The 19,833-nt window shown below is 67.1% G+C and carries 18 protein-coding genes; 9 read left to right on the top strand and 9 right to left on the bottom strand.

Features of this window, described 5'->3' with window-relative positions:
• The first annotated feature begins 379 nt into the window (after nucleotides 1-379).
• From AC5P7I_RS20295 to AC5P7I_RS20305, 3 genes are all read left to right on the top strand, one after another.
• On the top strand, nucleotides 380-709 hold the full coding sequence (locus AC5P7I_RS20295; RefSeq protein WP_014647641.1) for a hypothetical protein: 330 nt from the start codon (nucleotides 380-382) through the stop codon (nucleotides 707-709).
• Nucleotides 710-877: 168 nt separating this feature from the next.
• Entirely contained in the window at nucleotides 878-3,340 is a 2,463-nt protein-coding gene (locus tag AC5P7I_RS20300; protein ID WP_111207043.1) for a S9 family peptidase, read from the top strand.
• A gap of 198 nt (nucleotides 3,341-3,538) precedes the next feature.
• Entirely contained in the window at nucleotides 3,539-3,859 is a 321-nt protein-coding gene (locus AC5P7I_RS20305; protein WP_041863592.1) for a hypothetical protein, read from the top strand.
• 13 nt (nucleotides 3,860-3,872) lie between these two features.
• Here the strand turns inward: AC5P7I_RS20305 and AC5P7I_RS20310 are convergent, their stop codons facing one another.
• A complete protein-coding gene (locus AC5P7I_RS20310) occupies nucleotides 3,873-4,856 on the bottom strand; it encodes a hypothetical protein (protein WP_164166430.1) in 984 nt (327 codons plus the stop codon).
• A gap of 138 nt (nucleotides 4,857-4,994) precedes the next feature.
• Between AC5P7I_RS20310 and AC5P7I_RS20315 the strand changes: the two genes are divergently transcribed.
• The 3 genes from AC5P7I_RS20315 (at nucleotide 4,995) to AC5P7I_RS20325 (ending at nucleotide 7,611) form a co-directional block, all read left to right on the top strand.
• Nucleotides 4,995-5,960 carry a DUF2268 domain-containing putative Zn-dependent protease gene (locus AC5P7I_RS20315; RefSeq protein ID WP_164077085.1) on the top strand — a complete coding sequence of 322 codons (966 nt, stop codon included), beginning with the start codon at nucleotides 4,995-4,997 and terminating at the stop codon, nucleotides 5,958-5,960.
• Between the two features lie 49 nt (nucleotides 5,961-6,009).
• Nucleotides 6,010-6,792 carry an SGNH/GDSL hydrolase family protein gene (locus AC5P7I_RS20320; protein ID WP_401747323.1) on the top strand — a complete coding sequence of 261 codons (783 nt, stop codon included), beginning with the start codon at nucleotides 6,010-6,012 and terminating at the stop codon, nucleotides 6,790-6,792.
• A gap of 141 nt (nucleotides 6,793-6,933) precedes the next feature.
• Nucleotides 6,934-7,611: a hypothetical protein gene (locus tag AC5P7I_RS20325; protein ID WP_014647635.1), complete on the top strand. Its 678-nt coding sequence runs from the start codon at nucleotides 6,934-6,936 to the stop codon at nucleotides 7,609-7,611.
• A 3-nt stretch (nucleotides 7,612-7,614) separates the two neighbouring features.
• Here AC5P7I_RS20325 and AC5P7I_RS20330 read toward each other — a convergent pair whose 3' ends face one another.
• The gene (locus AC5P7I_RS20330) at nucleotides 7,615-8,160 is read right to left on the bottom strand and encodes a thioesterase family protein (protein ID WP_014647634.1); all 546 of its coding nucleotides are present in this window, start codon (nucleotides 8,158-8,160) and stop codon (nucleotides 7,615-7,617) included.
• A gap of 69 nt (nucleotides 8,161-8,229) precedes the next feature.
• Here AC5P7I_RS20330 and AC5P7I_RS20335 point away from each other — a divergent pair, with 69 nt between their 5' ends.
• Nucleotides 8,230-8,805: a TetR/AcrR family transcriptional regulator gene (locus AC5P7I_RS20335; RefSeq protein WP_032962001.1), complete on the top strand. Its 576-nt coding sequence runs from the start codon at nucleotides 8,230-8,232 to the stop codon at nucleotides 8,803-8,805.
• A 34-nt stretch (nucleotides 8,806-8,839) separates the two neighbouring features.
• On the opposite strand, the gene AC5P7I_RS20340 is transcribed toward AC5P7I_RS20335, so the two are convergent.
• On the bottom strand, nucleotides 8,840-9,163 hold the full coding sequence (locus AC5P7I_RS20340; RefSeq protein ID WP_014647632.1) for a hypothetical protein: 324 nt from the start codon (nucleotides 9,161-9,163) through the stop codon (nucleotides 8,840-8,842).
• 456 nt (nucleotides 9,164-9,619) lie between these two features.
• Here AC5P7I_RS20340 and AC5P7I_RS20345 point away from each other — a divergent pair, with 456 nt between their 5' ends.
• A complete protein-coding gene (locus AC5P7I_RS20345; RefSeq protein WP_069118318.1) occupies nucleotides 9,620-9,925 on the top strand; it encodes a hypothetical protein in 306 nt (101 codons plus the stop codon).
• Between the two features lie 128 nt (nucleotides 9,926-10,053).
• Nucleotides 10,054-10,572 carry a hypothetical protein gene (locus AC5P7I_RS20350; protein ID WP_032961999.1) on the top strand — a complete coding sequence of 173 codons (519 nt, stop codon included), beginning with the start codon at nucleotides 10,054-10,056 and terminating at the stop codon, nucleotides 10,570-10,572.
• A gap of 46 nt (nucleotides 10,573-10,618) precedes the next feature.
• Here AC5P7I_RS20350 and AC5P7I_RS20355 read toward each other — a convergent pair whose 3' ends face one another.
• From AC5P7I_RS20355 to hutI, 6 genes are all read right to left on the bottom strand, one after another.
• Nucleotides 10,619-12,730: a TonB-dependent receptor family protein gene (locus AC5P7I_RS20355; protein ID WP_262087047.1), complete on the bottom strand. Its 2,112-nt coding sequence runs from the start codon at nucleotides 12,728-12,730 to the stop codon at nucleotides 10,619-10,621.
• A 194-nt stretch (nucleotides 12,731-12,924) separates the two neighbouring features.
• The gene (locus AC5P7I_RS20360) at nucleotides 12,925-14,361 is read right to left on the bottom strand and encodes a serine hydrolase domain-containing protein (protein ID WP_262087046.1); all 1,437 of its coding nucleotides are present in this window, start codon (nucleotides 14,359-14,361) and stop codon (nucleotides 12,925-12,927) included.
• A 148-nt stretch (nucleotides 14,362-14,509) separates the two neighbouring features.
• Complete coding sequence (gene hutU, locus AC5P7I_RS20365; protein WP_262087045.1) at nucleotides 14,510-16,177, bottom strand: urocanate hydratase; 1,668 nt, start codon at nucleotides 16,175-16,177, stop codon at nucleotides 14,510-14,512.
• Nucleotides 16,174-17,028 carry an N-formylglutamate deformylase gene (gene hutG / locus AC5P7I_RS20370; protein ID WP_262087044.1) on the bottom strand — a complete coding sequence of 285 codons (855 nt, stop codon included), beginning with the start codon at nucleotides 17,026-17,028 and terminating at the stop codon, nucleotides 16,174-16,176. Before hutG ends, hutU begins: the two co-directional genes overlap by 4 nt.
• On the bottom strand, nucleotides 17,025-18,566 hold the full coding sequence (gene hutH / locus AC5P7I_RS20375; protein WP_075076618.1) for a histidine ammonia-lyase: 1,542 nt from the start codon (nucleotides 18,564-18,566) through the stop codon (nucleotides 17,025-17,027). Before hutH ends, hutG begins: the two co-directional genes overlap by 4 nt.
• Nucleotides 18,563-19,786, bottom strand: a complete 1,224-nt coding sequence (gene hutI, locus AC5P7I_RS20380) for an imidazolonepropionase (RefSeq protein WP_049407859.1) — start codon at nucleotides 19,784-19,786, stop codon at nucleotides 18,563-18,565. The genes hutH and hutI overlap by 4 nt, the downstream gene beginning before the upstream one ends.
• Nucleotides 19,787-19,833 lie beyond the last annotated feature (47 nt).

The following is a 19,833-nucleotide window of genomic DNA, read 5'->3' on the forward strand; positions in this document are numbered from 1 at the left end:
TTGCAGGTCGCCTGCAATCTTCACTTGTTCCTTCCGCGTGGAGTGGCAGCATTCGTTCCAACGGAGCAACGCACCCGCGTGTGACCTTCAACAGGAGGCGCTCATGCCACTACAGTGCAGCTGTCACGCTTCACCGTGTATGCAACGCAACGCGTGGTGTTGATCTTGACCTGACACGGTCCCGCCATCGGCGCAGATGGCCATCCGCCGCAGTTCCAGCCAAGTTCCAGACACCTTTCACCCATCGCACCCCGCGTTGCCCGGTCGGGCCTGCGATCCAGCTACTTGCGCCCCGAGAGAGATTCCTGCGTTGCCGTCGACGCTGGCAGCGTGGGACCGCCGAACCCACGCTATCCCCACAGGCTTTGGAGGTGCACCGATGAACGACGAATTCAATGCCATGCTGCCCCCACTGGATGATGCCAAGGCCGAGGAAATGATCGGCAAGGTCGTGCTGGTGGGTGTCACCCGCTATGGTGGCGACGGCCAAGTGCAGGGTCTGGAGCAGTACGCGGGCACCGTGCTGCGCATCAGCGCCGACGAAGGCGTGGTGCTGGCCGACGAAGACGATGGCCATGAGCGCTACCTGCCGCCCATGCTCGACCAGTACCAGCGGGCCGAGCCAGGCGAATACCGCATGCGGAACAGTGGCATGATCGTGGTCGACCCCGATTACCTGACCGCCTGGGACCTGCACGCCCAGCAGTGACGACAGACCACGCCTGGCAGATGCCGGTCCATCGCCGGCCTCTCCGGGCGTGTCCCACTTTGCCCCATCCGGCCTCTAGCCCTTCCGGCCCATTCACCCCATCCCCTGCGGTGCTAGATTCGGGTCCATGCCCGATTCCGGGTACCCATTCACACCCAGGGGATAAGGATGCTGATCCGTCGAACCTCTCTGGCGGCGGCTGTTGCCGTTGCCACCGTCGGCCTGTTGGCCGCTGGCCCGGCCTTGGCCGACTACGCCAAGCCGCCGGAACACCTGCTCAAGGTGCTGAAGGCACCGCCACCGCCGGCGCCGAACGTGGCCCCGGGCGGCCAGCGCCTGCTGCTGACCACCGCGCAGACCTACCCCTCGATCAGCCGCGTGGCCCAGCCCTACCTGAAGCTGGCCGGCGTGCGGCTGGAGCCGAAGAACCGCAGCCGCCATGACACCCCGGGTGGCTATGGCATTCCGGCCTGCGTGGCCGACTTCACCCTGGTCGACATCGGCAGTGGCAAGGAGACCAAGGTCAACCTGCCGCAGGGCTGTGCCACCGGCGCGCTGTGGTCGGCCGATGGCAGCCATTTCGCCTTCCAGAATGCGGTCGATACCAGCGTGCAGCTGTGGGTGGGCGATGCGGCCACCGGGCAGGTGAAGCAGGTGCCGAACGTGCAGCTGAACCCGATCTTCGGCTACACCGTGCAGTGGCTGGGCGGCAGCCAGAATCTGCTGGTGAAACTGGTACCGGCCAACCAGGGCCCGGCACCTTCCAACGGCGGCGTACCGACCGGCCCGGATGCACAGGAGTCGCTGGGCAGCAGTGGCGAGAGCAGCACCTATGAGGCCCGCGACACGCTGACCAGCGTGCACGACGAAAAGCTGTTCGCTTACTACGGTGCCTCGCAGTTGGCCGTGGTAGATACCGCCGCAGGCAGCGTGCGCCCGGTCGGGCAGCCGGCACTGTTCAACGAAGTCAGTGCCGCGCCCGATGGCGTGCACGTGCTGACTGAATCGATCAAGGCACCGTATTCGCACGCGGTGACCTACCAGCGTTTCGCCAACGACGTGGCCGTGCTGGATATCAGCAGTGGCCGCAGCACGCCGATCGCCAGCCTCCCGCTGGCCGACCGCGTGCCGGTGCACGGCGTGCCGGAAGGCCCGCGCGGTTTCGACTGGCGCGCCACCGATCCGGCTACCCTGGTCTACGCCGAAGCGCTGGACAAGGGCGACTGGAAGGTCAACGTGCCGCATCGCGATCGCGTGCTGATGCTGAAGGCGCCGTTCAACGGCAAGCCGACCGAAATCACCCGCACCGCGCAGCGCTTCGAAGGCTTCGCGTGGACCGCCGATCCGGCCGTGGCCTTCCAGTACGAGAACGACGAGAATCGTCACTGGATGCAGACCCGCATCGTGGATGTGGACCAGCCGAAGAAGGAAGGCCGCCTGCTGTGGGACATGTCCAGCGATGAGCTGTACGGCAACCCTGGCAATCTGGTCTTCACCCGCCTGCCGAATGGCGCGCAGGTGGTGCGCCGTGAGGGCAACCATGTGTTCCTCAGCGGCCGCGGTGCCTCGCCGCAGGGCGACCGTCCGTTCCTCGACCGCCTCGACCTGGCCACGTTGAAGAGCGAGCGCCTGTTCCGCAGCAGTGCAGACGCCTACGAACAGTTCCTCGGTTTCAGCAACACGCCGGGCCGCTACCTGACCTGGCATCAGTCGGTGATCGATCCGCCGAATGCCTTCGTCCGCCAGCAGGGTGAGGCGGTGGCTGATGCGAAGGCCGGCGAGGCGCAGTTCGCGTCCACCGCGACCGCACTGACCAAGCTGGTCGACCCGACACCGGAAGTGCGCCAGATCAAGAAGCAGCTGGTGACCTACAAGCGCGCCGACGGCGTGGACCTGTCGTTCACCCTGTACACGCCGCCGGGCTACAAGGAAGGCCAGCGCGTGCCGGCGATCCTGTACGCCTATCCGGCCGACTTCGCCAACGCCGCGCAGGCGGGGCAGGTGTCCGGTTCGCAGCAGACCTTCACCCGCCTGCAGCCGTACCGCCTGATGCTGCTGGCCGGCTACGCGATCATCGACAACGCCTCGTTCCCGATCGTGGGCGATCCGAAGAACGCCTACGACACCTACCTGGAGCAGCTGGAAGCCGACGCCAAGGCGGCGGTGGACAAGGCCGTGGACATGGGCGTGGTTGACCGCAACCGCATCGGCGTGACCGGCCACAGCCACGGCGGCCTGATGACCGCCAACCTGATCGCGCACACCAAGCTGTTCAAGGCCGGCGTGGCGACCAGCGGTTCGTACAACAAGACCTTTACCCCGTTCGGCTTCCAGAACGAGCGTCGCTCGGTGTGGCAGGCGCAGGACGTGTACCTGAAGGCCTCGCCGTTCTTCTATGCCGACAAGATCAAGCTGCCGCTGCTGCTGGTCCACGGCGAGGACGACGCCAACCCGGGCACCGAGCCGTTCCAGTCGCGCAAGCTGTACCAGGCGATCCGAGGTAACGGCGGCACCACCCGGCTGGTGATGCTGCCGAACGAGCCGCACTGGTACACCGCGCTGGAATCGAACGAACAGTTGGTGGCGGAAATGCTGAACTGGTTCGATACCTACGTGAAGAACGCCAAGTGAAGGAACAGGAAGGCCGCCTCAGAGCGGCCTTCCTGCATCCTGTAGAGCCGAGCCCATGCTCGGCTGCCGCTGGCCTGTAAGCGGATTGAGGTGCTCTGCAATCAACTGTGGAGACACGGTAACGGCGTGTTACCGGCACATTCGCACGCCACGCAAATGATCTAGGCTGAACCTGATAGCTCGTTTCAGGTCACTGCGATGAAAGCCATTCTCCTTGCTGCAACGTTGTCGTTGGCCCTGGTTTCAACGGCCCATGCCCAGTCGTTTCCTGCTGAGCTGACGCAATTGGGCATCGTCGCCGGCATGCCCTATGCCAAGGCCAAGCGCCTGCTGGATGCGGCAGGTTGGCAGGCGAGTCCGGCACAGGGCGCCCCCGAGTCACTTGAGGGCTTTCCGGAAGTCGGATGCCAGAAGGGCGGAAAGCAGTGCGCGACAACCTTCGAGAAGGGCGGGCAGCAGATCGCGGTGCAGCTGGGCACTACCTTGGCAGGGCAGCCGTTCGTGCAGGGCGCTGATTGAGCGTCTGCCACTCTCACGCCAGCGGTAGGCGATCCTGCGCGCGTGACAGCCGGTCATGCAGGTCACGCACATGCTCGGCCTTGGCATGCACCCGGGTGGTATCACCGAAGCTGCGCAGGTAGGCGCAGGCGGCGAAGCCGGCACTCTTCTTTTCGTAATCGGCAATCCAGGCCAACCGGTCCGGGTTGTTGGCCTGTTCGGCTGACCACGCAGCCACCGGTGGCCTGATGCGATAACGCAGACCGACGCGCCACGGCTTCGGTGTCAGTCGCGCACGGAAGCAATGCTGCAGCCGGCACATGCGCGCGTACAGGGTGTCGGTGCCCAGTGCCTTGAAGAATGCCTGGAGCTGCTCGTCCTCGGGTGAGAACGTGGCATGCATCGCCAGCACGCGCAGCCCCGCCGGGGTGCGGTAGACGCGCAGATGCCAATCGGGATGCTGCTCGCTGAAGGCGTCCACGCGCTTCAGCGCAAGCCCTTCAGCACCGCCGGCAGCGGCCAGGCGCTGCTTCCGCCGCATCAGCAGTGCCGCGTTGACCAGCAGCACTGCCGCCACGCCCAGTACCAGGCCCACCAGCCAATGCCAGAGCAGGGTGCCGATGACGGCGCCGGCAAGCAGCACGACCGCCGCGACGATGGCCGGTATCACACATCCAGCCGGTGGCTGCGCATGGTCGATGTCGGCGAACAGCACGTCGGGGCTGTTGAGGCACAGCGCGCCATAGCTGTTGCGGGTGATGATGACATCGCCATCGCGCTGTACGATCTGCTCGCGGATCGGCACGCCCTCCACACCGTAGTTGCTGCGCACTTCGCGACGCGGCAGCACCTGCCCGGCGATGATGGCGTTGAGGGCTTCATGGGCACGTGCGTCGGCGTGGGCCTGGGCTTGGGCAGGCCCCTCGTCGGACCAGCCGAAGCGGCGCACGACCATCGGCCGGCCACGGAAACGGGCCTGCAGGCGGGCTTCGGCCCAGTACGCGGGAACGATCATCATCGTGCGGTGCTCCATCATCCATGGCAGGTGCCTGAGTGAGTCTGGCACAGCCCCGAAGGGCCTGCATGTGCCCGCTGCGGTGGCCGGGGCGGAGTGGTAGATTGCGCGCTTCGCATGCACTCCACCAAGGACGGAGCGATGTCCAGTTTCCTGCGTTGCCTGCTTGCCCTGGCCTGTGCCGGGGCGGTCGGCGTGGCGTCGGCGGGAACCCCGCCGGGGTCGCAGATCCTCACCACCGATGCCAGCCGCTTCTACGCGCTCTACGACAGCACCGGCGGCAAGCCCAGCATCGCCCAGCTGGCCGGTTACCTGGCCGAAGGCAGTCCGGGCCTGGGTGAACTGGCGAAGGCGCGCCGGGTCACGCCCGAGCGTATGGCCGAGGCCATTGCCAGCCAGCCCGGGGTGTATGCGCAGGGACGCGGTTGCCTTGCAGAGCTGCCGGCGGTGAAGCAGCGCCTGGTGCAGGTGTTCGGCAACCTGCAGGCGATCTATCCGCAGGCCGCGTTTCCGCCGGTGACCATCGCGGTCGGCCGCGGCCGACCGGTCGGGTTGACCTCCAAGAGCGGGGTGATCATCGGCCTGGAAGCGCTGTGCGCAGCCGATTTCATGAATCCCAATGTGCAGGACCGCTTCGTGCACGTGATCGCGCACGAGTACGTGCACATCCAGCAGACCGGCCTGACCGACGTCGAGCCGGGCGACCCGCATGCGACGGTGCTGCGTGTTTCACTGGGCGAAGGCATCGCCGAGTTCATCGGCGAGCTGATTTCCGGCAATGTCGGCAACGGTCGCCACGCGGCCTGGACCCGTGGCCGGGAAGTACATATCGAAAGCGCCTTCGCACTGGATGTGGACAGCACCGATCTGTCGCCGTGGCTGTACAACTACAGGCCCGGTTCGCAGGAACCCTATGATCTGGGCTACTGGGTGGGCTATCGCATCGCCAAGGCCTATTACCTGCAGGCCGAGGACAAGCGTGACGCGGTGCGTGCGCTGATCCAGCAGGACAACCCGAAGGCGATCCTGGCCGCCAGTGGCTGGACGCCAGGCATGTGGATGCCGGCCAAGGTGACCGGCGTGGCGGCGCGGTCGGCGGCACGCTGAGCGCGGGGCCGCGCGCTAGACTGGCGCAGACATTCAACGGAGAGACCCCATGCGTTCCTTGTCCGCTGGCCTGGCCGCGGTTGCCCTCGGTAGCGCGATGAGCGCCCATGGGATGGCGGCCGACGTGCCCGCCGTCAACCCGTTGTTGGTGGAACCTGCCGAGCGACTGCGCCCGGACGAGGTGCGCTTCATGCAGCAGCGCCTGGCCGATTGGCCGGAACTGCAGCGTTACCGCGATGCCAACGCGCGACTGCCTGCCGCCGTACCGGGGCAACCACGCGTGGTGCTCTTCGGTGACTCGATCACCGAAGGCTGGGGCAGGGAGGGCAGCGCGACGTTCTTTCCCGGCAAGGGTTGGCTCAATCGCGGGATCAGCGGCCAGACCACGGCGCAGATGCTGGTGCGTTTCCCGCAGGACGTGCTGGCACTCAAGCCGCAGGTGGTGGTGATCCTGGCTGGCACCAACGACATCGCCGGCAACACCGGCCCGTCCACGCAGGCGATGATCGAAGACAACCTGCACGCGATGGTGGACCTGGCTCGTGCACATGGCATTGCCGTGGTGCTGGCATCGGTGCTGCCGGTCAGCGATTACCCGTGGTTGCCGGGCACGGCACCTGCGCCCAAGGTGCGCGCATTGAACGCGGCATTGAAGCGCTATGCCGATGCGAAGCAGCTGGTCTATCTGGACTACTACACGCCGATGGCCAATGCCGCCGGAGGGCTGGATCCGCAGCTGGCCGACGACGGCGTGCATCCCACGGCGAAGGGCTATGCGGTGATGGCGCCGTTGGCCGAGGCGGCGGTCAAGCGCGCAATGGCGCTGGAGTAGGCACAGTACCCGCACTGCACAGGATCCAGCCCGCCAAGGTACAGTGGCGCCGAAGCTGGCCACGCCGCGTGGCCGCCAGGGACGATGGGGTGGGTGATGCGGAAGGGAATCCAGGGATGGCTTTGCCGCAGTGGCGCAACGATGGCCTTGCTGCTGGCCGCCGTGCCGGCGTTCAGTGCAGACACGGCGGTGCCTTCGCCGCTGACGCGTGAACCGGTGGGCGGCGTTTCGTTGGCCGAATGGACCGCCCGCTGGTGGCGCTGGGCCGACGGCCAGGGCGGCGCGCCCTATCTCGACCCGGATGGCCGTGTGTGTGATCTGGGCCAGGAAGGCCCGGTCTGGAACCTGGCCGGCACCAATGGCCGTTTCCGGCCACATCGCGAATGCGTGGTGCCGGCTGGCAAGTACCTGTTGCTGCCGATCATCAACATGGCGCACTACCAGGTGGATGAGGCTGTGTCCTGCAAGGAGCTGCAGGCGGGGGCGGCGGTCAACAACGATTACCTGATCAGCGCGGTGGTGCTGCTGGACGGCCAGCCACTGGGCGACATGCGCAGGCATCGGGTCCGCAGCGAAGGCTGCTTCCGCATGGATGCCGACGACGAACACTCTCGGCTGGCCGCCGCCGACGGCTACTGGGTAATGCTCAAGCCGTTGCCGCCGGGCCGGCATACCCTCAGCGTGGGTGCCAACTACGGCGTGCCGGATGGCGGCGCATACAGCCGCATGCGGCAGTCCTTCGAGTACGTGCTGCACGTGGGAGGGCGCACCCAGGTCGTGTCGCGCGAACCGCACGCGGTGCCGGTGGCGGCCCCCTGAAGCTCAGGCGTCGTCCTGCTTCAACGCCGCATCGGCGGCCAGCAACGCTTCGGCGGCCGCACTGAGCGGCGGCGACGGCGGGGCGACCACGCCGATCGCTTCCATCATCTTCGGCATGGCCAGGAACTGCCGCGCACGCCGGTCGTAGATGCCGGTGACCAGCAGCGCGCGCGTGGCGATCTTCTGCTCGGCGCCGATCAGCACGCGCTGCTCCATGATGCCGCGCGAGCCGACCCAGCCCACCAGGCGCGTTTCCAGGGTGAAGCGCTGGAACGGCTTCAGCTCGCGACGGAACTGGATGGTGCCGGCGCCTACGATGGGCGCCCACTTCTCGCGCAGCGCCACCCGGCCCAGGCCCATGCGCAGGATCAGGTCCAGCCGGCCCAGGTCGAAGATGTTCCAGTAGCGACCGTTGGTCATGTGCAGGTTGCTGTCCAGGTCGTTGGGCAGCACCCGGAACTGCAGGCGCGAGACCCCGAACGGCGCCTCCAGCTTTGGCCGGAACAGGCTGCACAGCAGCAGGTGGAGCAGGCGGAACCAGAGATTCATGGCTATGACGACTGTTATAGAATCGCCGGTACGCTAATCTATGACGACTGTCTTAGCAAGGAGCCCACCGTGAGCCCGCGTCCCTCTGATGCGCCACAACGCGTGATTGATGCTGCGGCACAGATGCTGGCGCGCGTGGGTCTCAATGCCACCAGCATCCGTGAGGTGACCAAGCTGGCCGAGGCACCGCTGGGCTCCACCTATCACCACTTTCCCGGCGGCAAGCAGGAGTTGCTGGCGCGCGCCACCCACATGGCTGGCGACAAGGTAGAAGCGCTGCTGGTGGAGCTGCTGAAGGGGGGTGCGGTGCAGGGCCTGCAGCAGTTCCTGGCGATGTGGCGTGAGCGCTTGCTGCGTTCCGGGTTCCGCGCGGGCTGTCCGGTGCTGGCCGCGGCAGTGGAAGAGCCGGTGGAGGCCGTGCCCAGCCAGCCACGTGTTGCTGCTGCCGAAGTGTTCGCGCGCTGGCAGGGGCACCTCGCCTCGGCGTTCGTCGCTGAAGGGCGCGCCCCCGCAGCGGCGGGCGAGCTGGCCAGCCTGGTGATTGCCAGCGTGGAAGGCGCAGTGGCGATGTGCCGCGCACTGCAGGACATCGCCCCGTTCGACCAGGTGACCGCGCAGTTGCTGAAGGCGGCCGCGCGTCCTTGATCCGGCTATCCGCGTGCGGAAGACGCGCAGCAGGTCATCGGAAGATCATCAGATAGCCCCAGCCGAGCCCGATGGGCAGGAAGGCAGCGATGGCCGACGCGCCCAACCAACGCAGGTAGCTGCGGGAGGCGGGGGATCCCTGCCGCTTGAGGGCCCAGGCATGCGTCGGGAGCACCAGCAACGCCTGCACCGCAAAGGTGGCCACGGCGGCAAGCCATGCCACCAGGACGCCGAGGCAGCCATCGCTGATGCAGCGGCTACCAAACCACGAACCCCAACCGGCGAGGCCAATCATTGGAACGAACATCACGAGGGCGGTGGAGCGGGTGAGCTGGGAGACGTGCATGCCGTAGAGCATACTTTTTCGTAGCGGAAAGTCATGATCCAGCCGCCGGCGCGCGGGTACAAGGCCGGCGCCAGTGCGGCCTGTGGGTGATGGACCCACGGCCCATCGCGCTGGAATCCGCCCACCACCGCCTACGCGTGCCCGGCAAGGATGTCCGCATGCAGCATCAGGTTCCCGAGGTCCCTTGCCGCGCTGCCTCCCGCCCCCTCGCGGCGGCATGAAGCGCTCGCGCCATTTTTCACGCAGTCCACTGAAATTGCCCGTAAACCACGGCAGCGAAGTCGTGCGTGCGCGCCGGTACCTGCAGCAGCGGGGTTGGCCACGCCTGCAGATGGCGCTGATCGTCGCCCTGACCGGTGCGGCCGGATTCCTTGCCTCGTACCTGCTGCGCCTGGCCGGCATCGACGCGATGTTGCTTCGCTACCCGATGGCCGTGTTGCTGGCCTATGGCGTGTTCCTGCTGCTGGTGTGGATCTGGATCCGCTGGCGCTGGGCAACGTACTGGAGGGACTGTCGCAGGATGTGGGCGGTGGCAGCCCATCGCCTCGCATGCAGGGCATGCAGGAACAGGGATGGTGGCGGGTATGCGTGTCGCATACGATCTGGCCGCTGCTCGGCCTGCTGCTGTTTTTCGCCGTACTGGGCTGGCTCGCGCAGGAATGCGTGCCGGGTGCGAGCCATCTGCTGCAGGTCATCCAGGGGGGGAGTGCGGTTGGCTCCTTCATATCGCCTGGACCCGCCCCGTTTTCAGCTGCACTGAACAGTGGGCTATGATCGCGGTCGGCCGGGATTCGTGTCCCGGCGGTGTCACCTATCGGGAGCTTGTCGTACTGCATCTGAAACAGGGGCGCTGGATGGCCGAACGCCCACTGGGACACACAACCACTGACGAGGAAGAGCGCATGGATGTCGCTGCACGCAGGAACAGGACGTTGTTTCGTTGGATCATGGTGACGCTGCTGGCGGCGTTGTTGCCGTTTGCAGCACTGGCGCAGCCCGCAGCCGGGCAGGCCGATGGTGCCGAAGCCGCCACCGCCGCGGAAGAGGCGCAGTGCCGCGCCTGTACCTATGAGCGCATTGGAACCAAGGTCGATATCGGCCTGGTGGCACTGGTGTCGCTGCTGGTGGTGGGCCTGCTGACCGCGGCGTCGCGGGAATGGGGCACTACCTCGCAGCGCTGGACCTGCCGCACGCTGGCCCTGCTGCTGGTGGGTGTCGGTGTGGCGTTGCTGTGGTGGGCTGGCAGCGTCGTCTACCTGGGCTACAACCCGTGGCAGGAAATGGCCGCCCCCGCCGATGGCTCGCTCACCTCGACACTGCTCAGTACCTCGCCGAAGTGGTTGGCGGCACTGGTGCTGATCGGCTTGGCGCCTTCCATCTGGAAGCGCAGCGAGCGCCTGCCGGCCTGGCGTATCGGCTGACACTGGAACGGCGGCGCCGGATCACACCCGGCGCCGCCTGCGGCAATCAGTCAAAGCGCCAGCGCATGCCCGCATAGACGCCACGACCTTCGCCCGGGGTCGAGCGCGCGACATCCTTGCCGGCGTCGTCGTAACCCGGCGTGACCGTAGCGGCGTAGTGGCGGTTGCCGATGTTGCGCATCTCCACCCAGGCCTGCCAGCGGCCACCGGGTGCGTCGTAGCCGATGCGGCTGCCGAAGATCACATGGCTGTCGGCCCAGTAGCTGTTGGCGTAGTCGACGGCGATGCGCGAGGCGTATTCGGTATTGAGCGCAGCGTACAGGCCGGATGCATGATCGAAGCGCAGCTCGGCCTGGTAGGCGTGGCGCGGCAGGCCGGGCAGGCGGTTGCTGCCGAAACGCGCGTCGTGGCGGTAGCGGAAATCGCTGAAGGTATAGGCCTGGCGAAGCGACAGCCGGCCCGGTGCAGCCTGCCACAGCGTGCTGTCCAATCCGGCCTCGATGCCGCGGTGAACGGTGGGGCTGGCGTTGTTCTCGGCGATGAACAGGTTCGGCACCGGTTGCAGTTCAACGCTCAGCAGTTCGTGGTTCACGTGCGCGTAGTAGCCGGTCAGTTCCCAGCGGCCCAGCGCCGCGTCACCGCGCGCGCCCAGTTCCAGCGTGGTGGCGGTCTGGTTCTGCATCGGCACCGGCGCGCGCTGGCGGCCGGTTGACGGGCCATTGCCTGGCCCGAAGTACTGGTTCGAGCCCCAGATCATCGACCACGGGTGCGGCGCCTCCACCGAGCGGCTGAGGTTGCCGAACCACTGGGTCCGGGCGCTGTGCTGCCAGGTGAAGCCCAGTCGCGGCGCATGGTCCCAGTCGTGGTCGCGCAGGCGGCCGCCGCTGCTCGGCCAGGTCACCTGCACATCGCGACGGGTGTTGATCAGTGCCAGCCCGGCCTGCATGCGCAGGCGGTCATTGAAGGTGAGGGTATTGCCGACGTGCAGCGTGCTGTCGGTGCCGTGGTGCCGGAAATCACGCGTGCGCGTGCCGGCGGCATAGCCGTTGCTGGCAAAGCGCAGCGACTCGCGCACATCGGCGTCCAGATCGTGGGTGACGCGCAGGCCGACCGTGGTTTCGCTGTCCAGGCCGAACAGCCGGTGGCGGCGGCGGTAGTCCAGCGTGGCGTTGAGGTTGGCGTAGTCCAGCTGCTGCCGGTACAGGCTCTCGTTCAAGTCCATCGGGTAGGTGTGATAGACCAGCCCGGCCTGCAACGAGGAGTCTTCATCGATCTGCAGCGTGGTGACGTTGCCCACCCAGGTGCTGCCCGGCTGCGGGCGACGCGCATCGATGGCCAGGTTGGCCGCATTCGCGGCACGCGGATCGTTACGGATCTGATCGCGGGTCAGGCGACCGGGCGTTTCATGATTGGTTTCGCGGTAGCGCACGAAGAAACGCGTCTGCAGGTCGGGCGTGATCTGCCAGCCGATGTTGGCCATCGCGCCCTTGCCGTCGCCGCGCGCATGACGCTGGTAACCGTCGAATTCGGTATCGGTGTAGGCCAGGAAGTAGTCGACATCACCACTGACGCCGCCCCAGCTGATGCCGCGCTTCTGGTAGCCACGGCTGCCGGCTTCGTAGTGCAGCTGCACGCCCGCCGAATCACGACCGCTGCGGCTGACGTAGTCGATGGCACCACCCAGCGCCAACGCACCGCGCTCGAAGCCGTTGGCGCCCCGCAGGACTTCCACGCGCGACAGCCACAGCGGTTCCAGCAGCTCGTAGGGCGTGCCGCCCGGGCCGGTCAGTGGCAGGCCGTCGATCGACACCGCAATGCCCGAGGCGTGCGCGCCCGGGCCCCGGTTGATGCCCGAGCCACGGATCGAGATCTTGGTGCCCTCATTACCCGGCGACTGCGCGCTGATACCCGGCTGGTAGGCCAGCACATCGGCGCTGGTGGATAGTCGGCTGTCGGCCTTGGCCACGTCGATGACGTTGCTGGCGCCGGGGATGCGCTTCAGGGCCTCGCGCGCCTGCGCGCTGGCATCGGCGGCAGCGGTGACCTGCACGGCATCGAGGGTGGTGGCCTGCGGGGCGGCGGCGGCGGTGGAAGCCAGGGCGAGGGAAACAGCCAGGAACAGCAGCGACGGGTGAGGGCGGTACGACGGAAGCGACATGCGGGAATGCTGTAAACCACGAAAGTGGCGCGCAAGTTAACAGGTCGACAGCGCCGCGTCACCCGCCGGCGGCGTATGGCCGCCCGCCGTGTTCCTGTAGAGCCGAGCCCACGCTCGGCTAATCGCGCGCAGCGCGGGTTGTCTGCCATCGCGGCGAAGATCAGCCGAGCACGGGCTCGGCTCTACAGCAGGGTTTATGGCGAGGGCTTCGCCAGCTTCTTGGCCTTCGCGTACAGCCGATCAGCCGCTTCCCTCTCCCCCAATGCAGCGTGGCACTCGGCCAGGCTGTCCCACGTGTTGGCGGACTGCGGATACAGCTCGGTGTTCAGCGCGAACACCTTCAGCGCCTTGCGTGCACCGAGGCTTTCGCGGATGGCATAGCCATCACTGTTGATCGCACGTTCCAGTTCGCCGTTGGGAACGCCATTGCTGTCGCGCAGCCAGCTACGCATCTGCGGTTTCGCATCGGTGCTGTCATCCAGCGCATAGCCGATCAGCCGCTCGGACAACACCGCATGCGGAAACTCCCCGGGCGCAACCACCGCCATCGTGCTCTCCACCAGCGTGCTGGACCAGACATTGCGGGCGCTGCCATTGGTCAGGTACACGAACACCCAGTAACCGTTGGCCAGCGTGCCCTTGTAGGCCAACCGCGCACGAACGCGGGTGCCGCCATCATGACCGACCCGGGTGTAGCCATCGCTGCGGGTGGTATCCCAACCGGTGGAGAAGAAATTGCTGCCGCCACCGCTCAGCTTCTGCGGCTGCCAGAGTTTTTCCAGGGTCGCCGTGCGCACCAGCTTGCCGGTCGCCAGCGCCTGCAGGAAACGGTTCATGTCGCCCACGGTGGTCTGCAGGTCGGCATGCCCCCAGCCGTAGTTGGGCCAGGGATCTTCATTGGCCGGTTGCAACGCGCCATCCTTGCCGATGTACGGCACCGCCGCGCGCTCGACCGGCACGTTGGCGATGCCCCATGACGTGCTGGTCATCTTCAATGGCTGCAGGATGCGTTCGCGCGCGATGGCCGGGTAGGGCGTGCGGTAGTGTGCTTCCAGCAGCGCTGTCAGCACCAGGTAGTTGGCCTGGGTGTACTGCACGCGGCTGCCGGTGGCGAACTGCATCGGTGCCGCACCGGCCACCTTCAGTGCCGCGCCAAGGTCAGGCGCTACACCGGGGTAGCCCTTGCTCACCCAGCGGTTATCCACCCGGTCGTAGTACTCGCCGATGCCGGAGCTGTGGTTGAGGAAATCACGCACGTGGATCGCCTGCCATGCAATCGGCAGGCCCGGCACGTAGCGGCTGGCCGGCGCATCCAGATCCACCTTGCCCTGATCGACCAGTTGCATCACCAGCGTGCTGGTCAGCAGCTTGGCCATCGACTGCGCGGCGAAGATGGTCTCGACGGTGGCAGGGGCATGGGCAGCGGGATCACGTTCACCGCTGGCGCCCTGGTAGAGCACCTGGCCGTTGTGTGTGACCAGTACCGCCTGGCCGGCAATGCCGTAGCGCTCGCGGTTGCTCTGCAGTTGGGCGTCGAGCTGAGTGGAGAGAGTGGTGGGGACGTCACGCGCCGAAGCGGGCGGGATCGCAAACAGCGTGCAGAGCAGTGCGGCAGCGAGCGTGCGGTACATCGCGGTGATCCATCAGCGGTGATGGCGCATGTTGGTCACGACCGACGAGCGGGTCAAGGCCGCCGATTCCCGCATCGGGGAGAGCCGGCCAGCGGCCGGCACTACCACACGTTTCGGTAGTGCCGGCCGCTGGCCGGCACCTCCGTGATCAGCCGAGGATTCCCGGCAGATCCAGTCCCTTTTCCTTCGCGCAGTCGATCGCGATGCCATACCCCGCATCGGCATGGCGCATCACGCCAGTGGCCGGGTCGTTCCACAGCACGCGGCCAATCCGCTTCGCCGCCGCTTCGGTGCCATCACAGACAATCACCATGCCGGCGTGCTGCGAGAAGCCCATGCCCACGCCGCCACCGTGGTGCAGCGACACCCACGTCGCGCCGCTGGCGGTGTTGAGCAGGGCGTTCAGCAGCGGCCAGTCGGACACCGCATCGGAACCGTCGGCCATCGCTTCGGTTTCGCGGTTCGGCGAAGCGACGCTGCCGCTGTCCAGATGGTCGCGACCGATCACCACCGGCGCCTTCAGTTCGCCGTTGGCGACCATCTCGTTGAACGCCAGGCCGAGTCGATCGCGATCACCCAGGCCGACCCAGCAGATGCGCGCCGGGAGGCCCTGGAACTTGATCTTCTCGGCGGCCATGTCCAGCCAGCGGTGCAGGTGCGGGTTGTCCGGAATCAGTTCCTTCACCTTGGCATCGGTCTTGGCGATGTCTTCCGGGTCGCCACTCAGTGCCGCCCAACGGAACGGGCCGATGCCACGGCAGAACAGCGGGCGGATGTAGGCCGGCACGAACCCCGGGAAATCGAAGGCATTGGACACACCTTCTTCCAGCGCCATCTGCCGCAGGTTGTTGCCGTAATCCACGGTGGGCACGCCCAGCGCATGGAAGCCGAGCATGGCGCGGATGTGGTTGGCCATCGATGCACGCGCGGCCTTCTCCACTTCCTTGGGGGCGGAAGCGCGCTTCTCATCCCACTGTTCGACCGTCCAGCCCTGCGGCAGGTAGCCGTTCACCGGGTCGTGCGCGGAGGTCTGGTCGGTCAGCAGGTCCGGCTTCACGCCGCGCTTGAGCAGTTCGGCCAGCACATCGGCAACGTTGCCGAGCAGGCCCACCGACTTCGGCGTGCCGGCCTTGCACGACTCGTCGATCAGGCGCAGCGCTTCGTCCAGGTTGTCGGTCCAGGTATCCAGGTAGCCGGTGCGCAGGCGCATGTCGATGCTGCTCTTGCGGCACTCGACGGCCAGGCAGGAGGCGCCGGCCATCACGGCAGCCAGCGGCTGTGCACCACCCATGCCGCCGAGGCCACCGGTGAACAGCCACTTGCCGCTCAGGTCGCCGCCGAAATGCTGGCGCCCCATTTCCACGAAGGTCTCGTAGGTGCCCTGCACGATGCCCTGCGCACCGATGTAGATCCAGCTGCCGGCGGTCATCTGGCCGTACATGGCCAGGCCTTTCCTATCCAGCTCGTTGAAGTGGTCCCAGTTGGACCAGCGCGGCACCAGGTTGGAATTTGCGATCAGCACGCGCGGCGCGTCGGCGTGGGTGCGGAACACGCCTACCGGCTTGCCCGACTGCACCAGCAGGGTCTGGTCGTCGTCCAGGCGCTTGAGCGTCTCGACGATGGCATCGAAGCTTTCCCAGTCGCGCGCGGCGCGGCCGATGCCGCCGTACACCACCAGTTCCTGCGGGCGCTCGGCCACGTCCGGGTGCAGGTTGTTCATCAGCATGCGCAGCGGTGCTTCGGTCAGCCAGCTCTTGGCATTGAGCGTGGTGCCGGTCGGCGCGGCGACGGTGCGGGATGGGTCGTTGCGGGTCATGCAGCGCTCCGGTTCGTAGCGAATTCAAGGCAGGCGTTGAGCACCTGCGCCAGGGTGTGGCGCAGTGGTGCGGCGTGGGCGGGGTCGAGCGGGGTGGGCCAGCTGTGTTCGTCCACCTGGTCGGGCAGCGGCTCGTGCATGTAGCCGCGGCAGGCAAGTTCCATCTGCAGGCTATGCACGCCGCCCGGGATGTTGCTGTAGTGGCGGGTGATCCAGCCGCCCTTGAAGCGGCCGTTGCGCACCTGGCTCATGCCACTGAGCGCCAGCAGGTTCTCCACCACATCGCTCAAGGCGTTGTCGCAGGAGGTGTCCGGTGCACCGGAGGGGCCGGCGGTACCCAGGTTGAACTGCGGCAGCTCGCCTTCGAACAGGTGCGGGATGTGTGAGCGGATCGAGTGCGCGTCGTACACCACCACGGTAGCGTGGCGTGCGCGCAGGCGCGTGATCTGCGCCGCCAGCGCATCGTGGTAAGGCAGGAAATACGTGTCGCGGCGACGGGCGATTTCCGCTTCGTCCGGTTCGCGCCCGGCGTGATACAGCGGCTGGTTGTCGAAGGTGGTCAGCGGGCACAGGCCGGTGGTGTTCTGGCCTGGGTACAGCGAGACGCCGCTGGGATCGCGGTTGAGGTCGATTACCGAACGCGAAATCGCCGAGCGCACCGAGGTCGCGCCCATGCCACGCACGAAGTCGTACAGTTCGTGTACCCACCAGTCTGCGTCGCGGCGGGCCAGCCACGGTGAGTGGTAGTCGCCGATCAGGTCGTGCGGCAGCTCGCTGCCGGTATGCGGAAAGCTGACGATGAGGGGGGCGTCGCCTTCGTGCACCGTCAGCCATTCGGGTTGGGTATTCATGCCTGCGGTTCCACGGTTGGCAGCAGGTCGGTCAGGCCCTGCGCCAGCGCGCCACTGCGCACCAGATTCGTGGCGGTCACCATGTCCGGATGGAAGTAGCGGTCTTCTTCCAGCGTCGGCACCTGCGCACGCAGGGTGGCGCGCACGGCTTCCAGCGCGGCGCTGGAGCGCAGCGGGGCGTGGAAGTCGCAGCCCTGCGCAGCGGCCAGCAGCTCGATGCCGATCACGTTGGCCGCGTTCTCGGCCATCTGCATCAGCCGGCGCGCGCCGTGCGCGGCCATCGACACATGGTCTTCCTGGTTGGCCGAGGTCGGGATCGAGTCAACGCTGGCGGGGTAGGCGCGCTGCTTGTTTTCCGAGACCAGCGCGGCGGCGGTCACCTGCGGAATCATGAAACCGGAATTCAAACCGGGACGCGGGGTCAGGAACGCCGGCAGGCCAGACAGTGCCGGGTCCACCAGCATCGCCAGGCGGCGCTCGCTGATCGAACCGATCTCGCACACGGCCATGGCCAGCATGTCGGCAGCGAAGGCCACCGGCTCGGCGTGGAAGTTGCCACCGGACAACGCTTCGCCGGTATCGGTGAACACCAGCGGATTGTCGGACACGCCGTTGGCTTCGATTTCCAGCGTAGTCGCGGCCTGGCGCAGGATGTCCAGCGCCGCGCCCATCACCTGCGGCTGGCAGCGCAGGCAGTAGGGATCCTGCACACGCACGTCGTTGTCACGGTGCGATTCACGGATGTCCGAGCCCTGCATCAGCGTGCGCAGGGTGGCGGCGGTGGCGATCTGCCCGCGCTGGCCGCGGATGGCGTGGATGCGGGGGTCGAAGGGCGTGTCGGAACCCTTGGCCGCTTCCACCGACAGCGCCCCGGTGACCAGCGCGGCCTGGAACACGGTCTCGATCTCGAACAGGCCCGCCAGCGCATAGGCGGTGGAGAACTGGGTGCCGTTGAGCAGCGCCAGGCCTTCCTTCGCGCCCAGCTCGATCGGTTGCAGGCCGGCACGTGCCAGTGCATCGACCGCCGGCAGGCGCTCGTCGCCAATGAAGGCTTCGCCCACGCCCAGCATCACGCTGGCCAGGTGCGAGAGCGGCGCCAGGTCACCCGAGGCACCCACCGAGCCCTGCGCGGGCACCACCGGCAGCACGCCCTTGACCAGCATCGCTTCCAGCAGCAGCAGGGTTTCCTCGCGGATGCCCGAAGCACCCTGCGCCAGGCTGACCAGCTTCAGCGCCATCATCAGGCGCACCACGCTGGCCGGCATCGGCTCGCCCACGCCGGCGGCATGCGAGAGCACGATGTTCCGCTGCAGGGTGGCCAGGTCTTCGCGCTCGATGCGCACGCTGGCCAGCTTGCCGAAGCCGGTATTGATGCCATACACCGGCGCGCCCTTGGCGACGATGGCGGCCACCGCCGCCGCACTGGCGCGCACCACCGGCAGCGCGGCCGGGTCCAGTGCGAGCGGCGCACCGCGATAGACCTGCCGCCACTGGGCGAGAGTGACATGGCCGGGGCGAAGAACCAGGGTGTTGCTCATGTGTTGCTCCAGGAGGCAGGCAGGTCGGGCTGTCCGCGCACCACGCGCGCGTGCAGCGGGTTGAATCCAATGCGATAGACCAGGTCGGCGGGGGCATCGATGTCCCAGATCGCCAGGTCGCAGTCCATGCCCACCGCCAGGCGGCCGATGCGCTCGCCATGGCCCAGTGCGCGCGCCGCTTCACGGGTGAAGCCGGCGATGCACTCGTCCACGGTCAGGCGGAACAGGGTGGCGCCCATGTTCATCGCCAGCAGTGGGCTGGTCAGCGGCGAAGTGCCCGGGTTGCTGTCGGTGGCCAGCGCCAGCGGTACGCCGGCCGCACGCAGCGCGGCGATCGGCGGCAGGGTGGTATCGCGGGTGAAATAGAAGGCACCGGGCAGCAGCACGGCGACGGTACCGGCAGCGGCCATCGCGGCGATGCCGGCATCGTCCAGATGTTCGATATGGTCGGCCGACAGTGCCCCGAAGCGGGCCGCCAGTTCGGCGCCATGCTGGTTGCTCAGCTGCTCGGCGTGGATCTTCACCGACAGCCCGTTGGCGCGCGCCGCTTCAAAGACCTGGCGCGCCTGCGCCGGCGAGAAGGCGATGTTCTCGCAGAACACATCCACCGCTTCGGCCAGGCCTTCGGCGGCGATGGCCGGAATCATCACGTTGCACACCTCGTCGGTGTATTCCTGTGCTTCGCGGCCTGGCGGAACCGCGTGGGCGCCGAGGAAGGTGGTCACCACGTTGACCCGGCATTCCTCGCCCAGCGCGCGTGCGACCTGCAGCTGCTTGCGTTCGTCGGGCAGGGTCAGGCCGTAGCCGGACTTGATCTCGATCGTGGTCACGCCTTCGGCACGCATCGCCAGCAGGCGCGGCCGGCTTTCGCTGGCCAGCTGTTCCGGGGTGGCAGCACGGGTGGCGCGCACGGTGGAGACGATGCCGCCGCCGGCACGGGCGATCTCGGCATAACTGACGCCCTGCAGGCGCTGCTCGAATTCATTGGCGCGGTTGCCGGCGTAGACCAGGTGGGTGTGGCAGTCGATCAGGCCGGGCGAGATCCAGCGGCCTTCGCCATCGATGCGGGTGGTCGGCTGCAGGTGGGCGTCGCTGCCGGCCGCGCCGACGTGGACGATGCGGCCGTCGGCGCAGGCCAGGACGCCATCGCGGATGACACCCAGCCCTTCGCCATCAAGGGTGATCAGGTGGACGTTGGACCAGAGGGTATCGACGTGCATGGCATCCACAACGCGGCTGTGCTTATATGTCTATACAATATAGGCGT

This window comes from Stenotrophomonas sp. YJH_SMC_138 (assembly GCF_059369855.1).

What these genes read in the sequence shown, in the direction of transcription:
- AC5P7I_RS20305 (WP_041863592.1), top strand. Translation starts at nt 3,539, where the DNA reads ATGAAAGCCATTCTCCTTGCTGCAACGTTGTCGTTGGCCCTGGTTTCA.
- AC5P7I_RS20340 (WP_014647632.1), bottom strand. Translation starts at nt 9,163, where the DNA reads ATGCTCTACGGCATGCACGTCTCCCAGCTCACCCGCTCCACCGCCCTC.
- AC5P7I_RS20360 (WP_262087046.1), bottom strand. Translation starts at nt 14,361, where the DNA reads ATGTACCGCACGCTCGCTGCCGCACTGCTCTGCACGCTGTTTGCGATC.
- AC5P7I_RS20355 (WP_262087047.1), bottom strand. Translation starts at nt 12,730, where the DNA reads ATGTCGCTTCCGTCGTACCGCCCTCACCCGTCGCTGCTGTTCCTGGCT.
- hutU (WP_262087045.1), bottom strand. Translation starts at nt 16,177, where the DNA reads ATGACCCGCAACGACCCATCCCGCACCGTCGCCGCGCCGACCGGCACC.
- AC5P7I_RS20300 (WP_111207043.1), top strand. Translation starts at nt 878, where the DNA reads ATGCTGATCCGTCGAACCTCTCTGGCGGCGGCTGTTGCCGTTGCCACC.
- AC5P7I_RS20315 (WP_164077085.1), top strand. Translation starts at nt 4,995, where the DNA reads ATGTCCAGTTTCCTGCGTTGCCTGCTTGCCCTGGCCTGTGCCGGGGCG.
- hutG (WP_262087044.1), bottom strand. Translation starts at nt 17,028, where the DNA reads ATGAATACCCAACCCGAATGGCTGACGGTGCACGAAGGCGACGCCCCC.
- AC5P7I_RS20325 (WP_014647635.1), top strand. Translation starts at nt 6,934, where the DNA reads ATGGCCTTGCTGCTGGCCGCCGTGCCGGCGTTCAGTGCAGACACGGCG.
- hutH (WP_075076618.1), bottom strand. Translation starts at nt 18,566, where the DNA reads ATGAGCAACACCCTGGTTCTTCGCCCCGGCCATGTCACTCTCGCCCAG.
- AC5P7I_RS20330 (WP_014647634.1), bottom strand. Translation starts at nt 8,160, where the DNA reads ATGAATCTCTGGTTCCGCCTGCTCCACCTGCTGCTGTGCAGCCTGTTC.
- AC5P7I_RS20310 (WP_164166430.1), bottom strand. Translation starts at nt 4,856, where the DNA reads ATGATGATCGTTCCCGCGTACTGGGCCGAAGCCCGCCTGCAGGCCCGT.
- AC5P7I_RS20295 (WP_014647641.1), top strand. Translation starts at nt 380, where the DNA reads ATGAACGACGAATTCAATGCCATGCTGCCCCCACTGGATGATGCCAAG.
- AC5P7I_RS20350 (WP_032961999.1), top strand. Translation starts at nt 10,054, where the DNA reads ATGGATGTCGCTGCACGCAGGAACAGGACGTTGTTTCGTTGGATCATG.
- AC5P7I_RS20320 (WP_401747323.1), top strand. Translation starts at nt 6,010, where the DNA reads ATGCGTTCCTTGTCCGCTGGCCTGGCCGCGGTTGCCCTCGGTAGCGCG.
- hutI (WP_049407859.1), bottom strand. Translation starts at nt 19,786, where the DNA reads ATGCACGTCGATACCCTCTGGTCCAACGTCCACCTGATCACCCTTGAT.